This window comes from Amycolatopsis nigrescens CSC17Ta-90, assembly GCF_000384315.1.
Lineage (GTDB): Bacteria > Actinomycetota > Actinomycetes > Mycobacteriales > Pseudonocardiaceae > Amycolatopsis > Amycolatopsis nigrescens.
Genome location: NZ_ARVW01000001.1, coordinates 7,321,169 through 7,332,760, shown reverse-complemented (window position 1 = coordinate 7,332,760; position 11,592 = coordinate 7,321,169). Strand labels below are relative to the sequence as shown.

The following is an 11,592-nucleotide window of genomic DNA, read 5'->3' as shown; positions in this document are numbered from 1 at the left end:
TTATTCCCCGCCGAGAGGGTCCGGCCGTCAGAAGGGCAGGCCGACGACCGGCAGGCCGATCGCCGAGTCCACGGCCAGCGCGCAGAACAGGATCATCAGATAGGTGTTGGACCGGTGGAACAACGCCATCGGCTTGGTCGCCTCACCACGGCGCACCGAGGCGTACAGGCTGTGCGCGTAGAACAGGAACCAGCCACCGACCAGCAGCGCGAACGAGGTGTACAGCCAGCTCGTGGCCGGGATCAGCAGCAGCGTCCAGGCCACCATCACCCAGGAGTAGATGACGATCTGCTTGGCCACGTGCTGCGGGGTGGCCACCACCGGCAGCATCGGCACCCCGGCCCGCTCGTAGTCCTCGCGGTACCGCATGGCCAGCGCCCAGGTGTGCGGCGGGGTCCAGAAGAAAATCACCCCGAACATCACGAACGCGGGCCACTGCACGGTGCCGGTCACCGCCGCCCAGCCGATCACCACCGGCATGCAGCCGGCGGCACCGCCCCACACCACGTTCTGCGCGGTCCGGCGCTTGAGCACCAGGGTGTAGACGAAGATGTAGAAGAGGATGGTGGCGATCGCGAGCACGGCGGCGAGCAGGTTCACCGTGAAATAGAGCACCGCGACCGAAGCGGCGCCGAGCGCTAGACCGAAGATCAGCGCGCCGCGGCGCGGCACCGAGTCGCGGACCAGCGGGCGCCGCCTGGTCCGCTTCATCACCTTGTCGATGTCCGCGTCGATCACGCAGTTGAGCGCGTTCGCGCTGCCGGCCGCCATGGTGCCGCCGACCAGCGTGGCCAGCACCAGCCACGGCGACGGGATCTCCCGGCCGGCCAGGAACATCGCCGGGATGGTGGTGACGAGCAGCAGCTCGATGACCCGGGGTTTGGCGAGCGCGGCGTACGCGCCAACAACCTGCCGAGCGGTTCGCCGTTCCCGGGGCGGTTTCTCGCCGGTCGGATGCACGGCGCTGGTGTCCTCACTGCGTCCGTGCGCAGCGTTCACCAACGACATTTCACTCCCTGCGTCAGATCGGGCGGGCCCAGGCTCCCGTGATCTGGTGGTGGAACCGAAGCACACGCGGGGTTTGGCGCCCGAGTCGATGTTAGTCATGGTGCCGGATCGGGTTACCTGCGGGTCCGCACAGGCGGCAGCGTGTCGCGGGGGCGTGTCGGGGGGCGCTGCCGCGGACGGCCCAACCATTAGGCTGGCCGCGACCGCCGACGCGGTGCCCGTGCGAGGGTGCCGGAGCAGGAATATCGTGACTTCGGGATCGATTTAGTCCAGTAGCACCGCAATACCGGGTACACCACGCAGGAAGACAGCTTCGACCTTGAAGACGGGGAGTACGAGTTCAGTGTCCGAAACCGCCTCTATCAGCGAGAACAGCCCCGACAAGCTCCTGACCCGGCGGAACGTGCCGGCCGACTGGACCGAACTGGATACCCGGGCGGTGGACACCGTCCGCGTGCTCGCCGCGGACGCGGTGGAGAACTGTGGCAGCGGCCACCCCGGTACCGCGATGAGCCTGGCGCCGGTCGCGTACTCGCTCTTCCAGCGGGTGCTGCGGCACGACCCCGAGGACCAGGACTGGGCCGGCCGCGACCGCTTCGTGCTGTCCGCCGGGCACAGCAGCCTCACCCTCTACATCCAGCTCTACCTTGCGGGTTACGGCCTCGAGCTGGACGACCTCCGGCAGCTGCGCAAGTGGGGCTCGAAGACCCCCGGCCACCCGGAGTACCGGCACACCGACGGGGTGGAGACCACCACCGGGCCGCTCGGTCAGGGCCTCGCCAACGCGGTGGGGATGGCGATGGCCGCCCGCCGCGAGCGCGGCCTGCTGGACCCGGACGCCGCACCCGGCGAGAGCATCTTCGACCACTTCGTCTACGTGATCGCCTCCGACGGTGACATCGAAGAGGGCGTCACCTCCGAGGCATCCTCGATCGCCGGCCGCCAGGAGCTCGGCAACCTGGTGGTGATCTACGACGACAACAAGATCTCCATCGAGGACGACACCAACATCGCGCTGTCCGAAGACACCGCGAAGCGGTACGAGGCATACGGCTGGCACGTGCAGGTGGTGGACGGCGGCGAGGACGTGGTCGCCATCGAGCAGGCCATCGAGGCCGCCAAGGCGGAGACCGGCCGGCCCTCCTTCATCCTGCTGCGCACCGTGATCGGCTACCCGGCGCCGAACAAGATGAACACCGGCAAGGCGCACGGCGCCGCGCTGGGCGCGGACGAGGTGGCCGCGGTCAAGGAGATCCTCGGCTTCGACCCGGAGCGCAGCTTCCAGGTGGACGACGAGGTCATCGCGCACACCCGCAAGGCGGCCGAGCGCGGCCGGGCGGCGCACGCCGAGTGGCAGCGGAAGTTCGACCAGTGGGCGACGGCCAACCCCGAGCGCAAGCAGCTCGCGGACCGGCTGCGCACCCGCTCGCTGCCGGCGGGCTGGGCCGAGAAGCTGCCGTCCTGGGAGCCGGACGCGAAGGGAATCGCGACCCGCAAGGCCTCCGGCGAGGTGCTCTCCGCGGTGGCGGACGTGCTGCCCGAGCTGTGGGGCGGTTCCGCAGACCTGGCGGAGAGCAACAACACCACCATGAAGGGCGCCGACTCGTTCGGCCCGGAGAAGGCCTCCACCGGGATGTGGCAGGCCAACCCGTACGGCCGCACGCTGCACTTCGGCGTCCGCGAGCACGCGATGGGCTCGATCCTGAACGGGATCGCGCTGCACGGCGGCACCCGGCCCTACGGCGCCACCTTCCTCATCTTCAGCGACTACATGCGCCCGCCGGTGCGGCTCGCCGCGCTGATGAAGGCCCCGGTCATCTACGTCTGGACGCACGACTCGATCGGCCTCGGCGAGGACGGCCCGACGCACCAGCCGATCGAGCAGCTGTCCGCGCTGCGGGCCATCCCCGGCCTGAACGTGGTGCGGCCCGCCGACGCCAACGAGACCGCGTACGCGTGGAAGGCGGTGCTGGAGGACGTCCACGCGCCGTCCGGGCTGGCGCTGACCCGGCAGAACGTGCCGGTGCTGGAAGGCACCAACGCGGAGGGCGTCGCCAAGGGCGGTTACGTGCTCGCCGAAGCGTCCAACGGCTCCCCCGAGGTGGTGCTGCTGGCCACCGGCTCCGAGGTGCAGCTCGCCGTCGAGGCCAGGAACACCCTGGAGGCCGACGGCGTTCCGACCAGTGTGGTGTCCATGCCCTGTGTCGAGTGGTTCGACCAGCAGGACAAGGCGTACCGGGAAGCGGTCATCCCGCCCACCGTGAAGGCACGGGTCGCGGTGGAGGCCGGCATCGCCCTTTCCTGGCACCGCTTCGTCGGTGACACCGGCGAGGTCGTGTCGATCGAGCACTTCGGCGCGTCCGCCGACTACCAGACGCTGTTCCGCGAGTTCGGCTTCACCGCCGACGCGGTGGTGGACGCCGCGCGCCGGTCGCTCGACAAGACAAAGAACGCCTGAAGACGCACACTTTCGTCACCACCTCAAGGGGATGATCAAGTCATGAGCAACAACGACGGGCTGGCCCGGCTCAGCGAGGCCGGCGTATCGATCTGGCTCGACGACCTGTCCAGGGAACGCCTGAACTCCGGCAACCTCGCCGACCTCGTCCGCGACAAGCACGTCGTCGGGGTCACCACCAACCCGACCATCTTCGCCAACGCGATGGCCGACGGCGAAGCCTACGACGAGCAGCTGCGCGAGCTGGCCGCCCGCGGGGCCGGCGTGGACGCGGTGGTCCGCGAGCTGACCACCACCGACGTGCGCAACGCGGCCGACCTCTTCCGGGACGTCTACAACGCCACCAACGGCGTCGACGGCCGGGTGTCCATCGAGGTGGATCCGCGGCTGGCCAAGGACACCGAGAAGACCGTGGCCGAGGCGCAGGACCTGTGGAAGACCGTGGACCGGCCGAACATCCTGGTCAAGATCCCGGCCACCGAAGAGGGCCTGCCGGCGATCACCAGGACCCTCGCGGAGGGCATCAGCGTGAACGTGACGCTGATCTTCTCGGTGGAGCGGTACAAGGCGGTCATCGAAGCGTTCTTCGCCGGTCTCGAGCAGGCGAAGGCCAACGGGCACGACCTCAAGGGCATCCACTCGGTCGCCTCCTTCTTCGTGTCCCGTGTGGACGCCGAAGTGGACAAGCGGCTGGAGGCGATCGGCTCGGACGAGGCCAAGGCGCTGCGCGGCGAGGCCGCCATCGCCAACGCACGGCTCGCCTACGCGGCCTTCGAGGCGATGTTCGCCGCCGACCGCTGGCGCGTGCTGGCCGACCAGGGCGCCAACGCGCAGCGGCCGCTGTGGGCGTCCACCGGGGTGAAGAACCCGGAGTACTCCGACACCCGTTATGTGGACCAGCTCGTGGTGCACGACACGGTGAACACCATGCCGGAGAAGACCATGGACGCGGCCGCCGACCACGCCGAGGTCACCGGGGACACGGTGACCGGCACCGCGGCGCGGGCGCAGGAGGTGTTCGACCGGCTCGAGGCCGTCGGCATCGACATCGCCGACGTGTTCTTGGTGCTGGAGAACGAAGGTGTGGAGAAGTTCGAGAAGTCCTGGGCCGAGCTCCTGGACACCGTGACCGGCCAGCTGGACAAAGTGAAGGACTGATATCAGCCATGGCAGGGGAAGAAACAGGCGTGGGCGTCGAAATCGTCGACGCCGCGCTGGAGGGCAAGGCCGCGCCGTTGGCCGATCGGCTGGTCGCCGACCAGGTCCCCTCCAAGCTGGCCGCGCAGGACCCCGCGTTGTGGGGCGCCGAGGCCGAGTCCGAGGCTTCGATCCGGTTGTCCTGGACCTCCTTGCACAAGACGTCCCGGCCGCTGATCGGTGAGATCGAAGCGCTGCGCGGGGAGCTGGAGGCCGAGGGAGTCGACCGGGTGGTGCTCGCCGGCATGGGCGGCTCCTCGCTCGCGCCGGAGGTGATCACCGCGACCGAGGGCGTGGCACTGACCGTGCTGGACACCACCGACCCCGGTCAGGTGGCCGACGCGCTCGCCGGCGACCTCGAACGGACCGTGCTGGTGGTCTCCTCGAAGTCCGGCGGCACGGTGGAGACCGACAGCCACCGGCGGATCTTCCTGCGGGCGTTCGCCGACGCCGGCATCGACGGCAAGCAGCGGATCGTGGTCGTCACCGACCCCGGTTCACCGCTGGCCGAGCTGTCCGAGGCCGAGGGCTACCGCAAGGTGTTCCTGGCCGATCCGAACGTGGGCGGGCGCTACTCGGCGCTCACCGCCTTCGGCCTGGTGCCCTCCGGGCTGGCCGGCGCGGACGTGGCCAGGCTGCTGGACCAGGCCGCTTCGGTGGCCGCCACGCTCGGCGCGGACGATCCGGCGAACCCCGCGGTGCGGCTGGCCGCGGCACTGGGCGCGGCACACGCCGACGGCGCGGAGAAGGTCGTGCTGGCCGACACGGGCTCCGGTATCGCCGGGTTCGCCGACTGGGCGGAGCAGTTGATCGCCGAGTCCACCGGCAAGCAGGGCACCGGGTTGTTGCCGGTCGCGGTGGAGGGCCCGGACGCGACGGGCTTCGCCGACGCGAAGGCGGACGCCACCCCGGTGGCCGTCGGTCCCGCCGCCGGCTCGGCCAAGCTGGCGGTGACCGGTTCGCTCGGCGCGCAGTTCCTGCTCTGGGAGTTCGCCACCGCGATCGCCGGCAGGCTGCTCGGGATCAACCCGTTCGACCAGCCGGACGTGGAGGCCGCGAAGAAGGCGGCCCGTTCCCTGCTGGACGATCCGGCCAAGCTCGGCGGCGGCGAAGCTCCGTCCACTGTGGACGGAGCGGTGGAGGTGCACGCCACGGTCGGCACCTCCGGGGACGGCAAGCTCGCGGACGTGCTTCGCGAGTTCCTCGCCACCGCGCCGGAGAACGGCTACCTCGCCGTGCAGGTCTACCTGGACCGGCTGGACGACGCGTCCGCGGCGCTGCTGCGCACCGAGCTGGCCAAGCGCACCGGGCTGCAGACCACCTTCGGCTGGGGCCCGCGGTTCCTGCACTCCACCGGGCAGTACCACAAGGGCGGCCACCAGAACGGCATCTTCCTGCAGATCACCGGCGCGGCCGAGGCGGACCTGGAGGTGCCGGACCGGCCGTACACGCTGGGCACCCTGCAGCACGCGCAGGCGCTCGGTGACGGCCAGGTGCTCGTCGAGCACGGCAGGCCGGTGCTGCGGCTGCACCTGACCGATCGCGCGGCCGGCCTCGCCGAGCTAGTGCGCGCCGTGCAGGAGGGCCTGGCGTGAGCAGTTCGTGGCACAACCCGCTGCGGGACCCCAGGGACAAGCGGCTGCCCAGGATCGCCGGGCCGTCCGGGCTGGTGATCTTCGGGGTCACCGGCGACCTGTCCCGCAAGAAGCTGATGCCGGCGATCTACGACCTCGCCCACCGCGGGCTGCTGCCGGCCGGTTTCTCGCTGGTCGGCTTCGCCCGCCGGGACTGGGAGCACCAGGACTTCGGCGAGCTGGTGCACGACTCGGTGGCCGAGCACGCCAGGACCCCGTTCCGCGAGTCGGTGTGGAACCGGCTCGCCGAGGGGATTCGGTTCGTGCAGGGCAGTTTCGACGACGACGACGCCTTCGACCGGCTCGCGCAGACGGTCCGCGACCTGGACGAGGAGCGGGGCACCGGTGGCAACACCGCGTTCTACCTGTCCATCCCGCCCGGCGCGTTCCCGGTGGTGACCAAGCAACTGGCCAGGTCCGGCCTCGCTCAGTCCAATGAGGACGTCTGGCGCCGGGTGGTGATCGAGAAGCCGTTCGGGCACGACCTGCGCAGTGCCAAGGAGCTCAACAACATCGTCAACGACGTCTTCCCCGAGGAGTCGGTGTTCCGCATCGACCACTACCTCGGCAAGGAGACGGTGCAGAACATCCTGGCGCTGCGCTTCGCGAACCAGATGTTCGAACCGCTGTGGAACGCCAACTACGTGGACCACGTGCAGATCACCATGGCCGAGGACATCGGCCTCGGCGGGCGCGCTGGCTACTACGACGGCATCGGCGCGGCAAGGGACGTGATCCAGAACCACCTGCTGCAGCTGCTCGCGTTCACCGCGATGGAGGAGCCGCTGTCCTTCGAGCCGCGGGCGCTGCGGGCGGAGAAGATCAAGGTGCTCGGCGCGACCACCCCGGTCGGCCCGTTCGACCAGACCACCGCGCGCGGGCAGTACGCCGGGGGCTGGCAGGGCGGTACGAAGGTGCCCGGCCTGCTTCAGGAGGAAGGGTTCGCCAAGGACTCCACCACCGAGACCTACGCGGCGGTCACCCTCGAGGTGCAGAACCGCCGTTGGGCCGGGGTGCCGTTCTACCTGCGCACCGGCAAGCGGCTCGGCAGGCGGGTGACCGAGGTGGCCGTGGTGTTCAAGCGGGCGCCGCACCTGCCGTTCGACTCCACCGCGACCGAAGAACTCGGGCAGAACGCGCTGGTGATCCGGGTGCAGCCGGACGAGGGCGTCACCCTGCGCTTCGGCTCCAAGGTGCCCGGCAACACGATGGAAGTGCGCGACGTGACCATGGACTTCGGTTACGGGCACGCCTTCACCGAGTCTTCGCCGGAAGCCTACGAGCGGCTGATCTTGGACGTGCTGCTCGGCGAGCCCTCGCTGTTCCCGGTGAACGAGGAGGTCGAGCGGTCCTGGGAGATCCTCGACCCGATCCTGGACCACTGGGCCAAGCGCGGCACGCCGGAGACCTATCCCCCGGGTTCTTGGGGACCGCGGTCGGCTGACGACCTGCTCGAGCGCAGCGGCCGGAACTGGAGGCGTCCGTGAGTCACACTGGCGAAGCGCCACGTTTCCCCAGGTCAACGGTCGTGAGTGAAAAGTGTTGCTGGGGCAGCGTTTTCCACTCACGACGTCTGAAGTGCGGCTCGAGCGCAGGGAGGCGTCCGTGATCATCGATTTGCCGTCCACGACGACGTCGCACGTCAACCAGAAGCTGGTGGAGCTGCGGGAGCGGGGTGGCGCGGTCGCGCTCGGCCGGGTGCTCACCCTGGTGATCGCGGCCGAGGACGACCAGAAGCTGGAAGAGGCGATAGACGCCGCCAACGAGGCCAGCCGCGAGCATCCGTCCAGGGTGATCGTGGTGGCCAAGGGTTCGCGCACCGCGGCCCCCAGGATCGACGGCCAGATCAGGGTTGGCGGCGACGCCGGCGCCAGTGAGGTGATCGTGCTGCGGCTCTACGGCGCGCTGGCCAGCCAGGGCCAGAGCGCGGTGGTGCCGCTGCTGCTGCCGGACGCGCCGATCGTCACCTGGTGGCCGAGTGCCGGCCCGAAGTCACCCGCCACCGACCCGCTCGGCGAACTGGCCCAGCGCCGGATCACCGACTCGGCGGCCGAGCGCAACCCGATCCGCGCGCTGACCACCAGGGGCAAGTCCTACGTCGAGGGCGACAGCGACCTCGCCTGGACCCGGCTCACCTACTGGCGGGCCCAGCTCGTCTCGGCGCTGGACCTGCCGCCGTACGAGAAGGTCACCGCGGCGACGGTGACCGGTGAGGCGGATTCGCCGTCCACCGAGCTGCTGGCTGGCTGGCTGGCCGCCTATCTGAAGGTGCCGGTGAAGCGGGTCAAGACCAGCAGCGCGCAGGGCATCGTGTCGGTGTCGCTGGAGCGGCGCTCGGGGGCGGTGGAGCTGCACCGGCCGGACGGCAGGGTGGGCACGCTGACCCAGCCCGGCCAGCCGACCCGGCGGATCGCGCTGCAGCGGCGGGACAACAAGGACTGCCTGATCGAGGAGCTCCGCCGGCTGGACCCGGACGAGATCTACGAGGCGGCACTGGGCGGGCTGAGCAAGCTGGCCACCGGCGCCGCGAAGAGGTCCACCGCCGCCAGGAAGCCGGCCAAGGCCGTGGCGTCGGGAAAGAGCGGCAAATGAGCAAGACCGAGGTGGTCGTCTACGCCAACCCGGAGCTGCTCGCCGCGGCCGTCGCGGCCCGGCTGGTGACCAGGCTGGTGGACGTCCAGGCGGCCAGGGGCTCGGCGTCGCTGGTGCTCACCGGCGGCAGCACCGGGATCGCGGTGCTGGAACAGCTGCGCGCGTCCCCGGCCAGGGACGCCGTCGACTGGTCCAGGCTGGACCTGTACTGGGGTGACGAGCGGTTCGTGCCCGCGGACGACGACGAGCGCAACGAGAAGCAGGCCCGCGAGGCCCTGCTGGACCATGTGCCCGTCGATCCGGCCAGGGTGCACGCGATGGCCGCGTCGGACGGCGCGTTCGGCGACGACCCGGATGCCGCCGCGGCCGCGTACGCGCAGCGGCTGGCGGAGAACGCGCAGCCGGAGGATCACGGGAACGTGCCGGCCTTCGACATCACCCTGCTCGGGCTCGGCGGCGAAGGGCACACCGCTTCGGTGTTCCCCGAGTCCCCGGCGGTTTACGAGAAGGAACGGTCGGTGGTGGCGGTGCGGAACTGTCCCAAGCCGCCGCCGACCAGGATCTCGCTCAGCCTGCCCGCGATCCGGCGCTCCCGGGACGTGTGGTTGATGACCACCGGCGCCGCGAAGGCGGACGCGGTCGCGCTGGCGCTGGCGGGTGCCGGTGAAGTGCAGCTGCCGGTGGCCGGTGCCCGTGGCGCCCGCCGCACGCTGTGGCTGCTGGACAAGACCGCGGCGAACAAGCTGACGAAGGTCTACCGCCCGCCAACGGCCTGACCGCTCTCCCCTTTCAAGCCCCGCTCGCGACTCGCGAGCGGGGCTTTTTGGTGATCGTCCGCGACTACTGGTTTTTCTCCAGCGCAAGCACTACGCTCCCCCGAACGGAGTAGTGTCCGGTTAGCGAACGGCAATCTGATTACTCAGCGTGAAACTAACCGGCAACACACGCAACCCCGTTAGCATCCGCACATTTGTTCGTTGCTGCGCGTCCCGTTCGGGGCGCGAGCACCTCTCTTCACCAAGTCCACAAGACGAGTGAGGTCCAAGCGATGAGCACAGAGGGACTCTCCATACCTGGAATTTCGGTCGGCGGCTCCGGCGCGGGGGCCGCCGGCCGTGCACGCGACGCGGCGAAGGCTCGCCTGCTCAACCGGAACGCGGTCGCTTCGGTGGCCGTGGACGTCTTCGCGATCGTGGTGGCGGTGCTCGACGTCTGGCTGGTGATCCCGAAGGAGGCGCAGCCGTACCAGGTGGCGCTGTCCGGGATGGCGTGCCTGGCACTGGCCGGGCGCCGCTGGCTGCCGTTCGTCGTGGTGCTGGCCACCGTGCCGGGGTTCATGACCGGCTGGTCGCAGCTGGCCGCGATGATCGCGCTGGGCATGCTGGCCACCCGCAAGCAGCTGCACTGGCAGGTCTGGGCCGGCGCGGGGCTGATCTGGGCCTGCCGGTTCGTGCAGTGGCCGCTGAACGAGTTCGTCGAGCAGAACTGGCGCGAGCACGTCCTGAACGGCATCTACGGGATACTGGTCGCCGGCATGCCGGTCGCGCTCGGCCTGCTGATCTGCGCGCGCTCGGAACTGTCCCAGCGGCTCGCCGAGCTGGCCGCCAGCCGCGACCGCGAACGGCGGCTGCACGCGGACGCGGTACGGGCCGAAGAACGGGCCAGACTGGCGAGGGAGATGCACGACGTGGTCTCCCACGACATCACCCTGATCGCCATGCAGGCCGGCATCCTGGCCGCGAACACGGGCAGCAACGACGCGCAGCAAACCGCGCAGGTGATCCGCCAACTGAGCACTCGAACGCTCGAAGAACTGCGCTCACTCGTTGGTGTCCTACGTGCCGGATCGGATGACGACGGCCCTCGACCCGGAGTGACCGACCTGACCGAGCTGGTGCGGAGCTGCGACGTGCCGGTGCAGCTGTCCGTCGAGTCCCTCCCCGACCCGCTGCCCAGCCAGGTGTCCGCGGCCGCGTACCGGACCGTCCAGGAGTGCCTGACCAACGTGCACAAGCACGCTCCCGGCGCGTCGGCGACGGTCCGGGTGCTCGGCGAGGGCGACGCGCTGCGGATCGAGGTCCGCAACGGGGCCTCCCGCAAGCCGGCGACCTCGCTGCCCTCGGGCGGGCACGGGCTGACCGGCATGGCCGAGCGGGCCCGCCTGCTCGGCGGCAGCTTCGAAACCGCCGCCACCAAGGACGGCGGGTTCGAGGTCCGGGCCCGCTACCCGGTGCAGAACTAGCGGCTCTGCACGGACACCGCAGGCACAGCGAAGGCCACCTTGCCCGCATCAGCGGGGCAAGGTGGCCTTTGCCGCATGGTGGAGCTTTCAGATTTCGCGGCGCTGGCGCAACCGCTCCAGCGCTTCGGCGAGAATGGCCTCGCCGTCGGCGTCGCTGCGCCGTTCCTTCACGTACGCGAGATGCGTTTTGTACGGTTCGGTACGCGGTGCGGCGGGCGGGTTCTGCTCGTCCTGCCCACCGGGAAGCCCGCACCGGGGGCAATCCCACTCTTCGGGAATTTCGGCTTCCATCGCGAACGATGGCTGTGCCTCGTGCCCGTTGGCACACCAGTAGGAAATCCGACGCCGTGGAGCGGACTCGCCTCGCTCCGATTCGCCCGTCGGACCGGCACCGACCCTGGTGCCTCGAATCGCGTTACCGCCAACCATGAACCCTCACACCTACGGACTCGATGGCGCGC

The 11,592-nt window shown here is 70.0% G+C and carries 9 protein-coding genes; 7 read left to right on the top strand and 2 right to left on the bottom strand.

The annotated features are described in order from the left end of the window. Positions 1 to 27: 27 nt before the first annotated feature. Positions 28 to 1,008: a heme o synthase gene (locus tag AMYNI_RS0134770; RefSeq protein ID WP_020672725.1), complete on the bottom strand. Its 981-nt coding sequence runs from the start codon at positions 1,006 to 1,008 to the stop codon at positions 28 to 30. Between the two features lie 343 nt (positions 1,009 to 1,351). Here AMYNI_RS0134770 and tkt point away from each other — a divergent pair, with 343 nt between their 5' ends. From tkt to AMYNI_RS0134735, 7 genes are all read left to right on the top strand, one after another. Beyond that, a complete protein-coding gene (tkt, locus tag AMYNI_RS0134765) occupies positions 1,352 to 3,466 on the top strand; it encodes a transketolase (RefSeq protein ID WP_020672724.1) in 2,115 nt (704 codons plus the stop codon). 42 nt (positions 3,467 to 3,508) lie between these two features. Beyond that, entirely contained in the window at positions 3,509 to 4,624 is a 1,116-nt protein-coding gene (tal, locus tag AMYNI_RS0134760; RefSeq protein ID WP_020672723.1) for a transaldolase, read from the top strand. Positions 4,625 to 4,632: 8 nt separating this feature from the next. Then, on the top strand, positions 4,633 to 6,258 hold the full coding sequence (locus tag AMYNI_RS0134755) for a hypothetical protein (protein ID WP_026361309.1): 1,626 nt from the start codon (positions 4,633 to 4,635) through the stop codon (positions 6,256 to 6,258). Beyond that, positions 6,255 to 7,784, top strand: coding sequence for a glucose-6-phosphate dehydrogenase (zwf, locus tag AMYNI_RS0134750; RefSeq protein WP_020672721.1), 1,530 nt, complete (start codon positions 6,255 to 6,257; stop codon positions 7,782 to 7,784). Before AMYNI_RS0134755 ends, zwf begins: the two co-directional genes overlap by 4 nt. Positions 7,785 to 7,902: 118 nt before the next feature. Next, positions 7,903 to 8,889, top strand: coding sequence for a glucose-6-phosphate dehydrogenase assembly protein OpcA (gene opcA, locus AMYNI_RS0134745; RefSeq protein ID WP_026361308.1), 987 nt, complete (start codon positions 7,903 to 7,905; stop codon positions 8,887 to 8,889). Then, the gene (gene pgl, locus AMYNI_RS0134740; RefSeq protein ID WP_020672719.1) at positions 8,886 to 9,665 is read left to right on the top strand and encodes a 6-phosphogluconolactonase; all 780 of its coding nucleotides are present in this window, start codon (positions 8,886 to 8,888) and stop codon (positions 9,663 to 9,665) included. Before opcA ends, pgl begins: the two co-directional genes overlap by 4 nt. A 272-nt stretch (positions 9,666 to 9,937) precedes the next feature. Beyond that, positions 9,938 to 11,131: a sensor histidine kinase gene (locus AMYNI_RS0134735; protein WP_020672718.1), complete on the top strand. Its 1,194-nt coding sequence runs from the start codon at positions 9,938 to 9,940 to the stop codon at positions 11,129 to 11,131. An 87-nt stretch (positions 11,132 to 11,218) separates the two neighbouring features. Here the strand turns inward: AMYNI_RS0134735 and AMYNI_RS0134730 are convergent, their stop codons facing one another. Next, positions 11,219 to 11,560 (bottom strand): RNA polymerase-binding protein RbpA, encoded by a 342-nt coding sequence (locus AMYNI_RS0134730; protein ID WP_026361307.1) that lies wholly within the window; start codon positions 11,558 to 11,560, stop codon positions 11,219 to 11,221. Positions 11,561 to 11,592 lie beyond the last annotated feature (32 nt).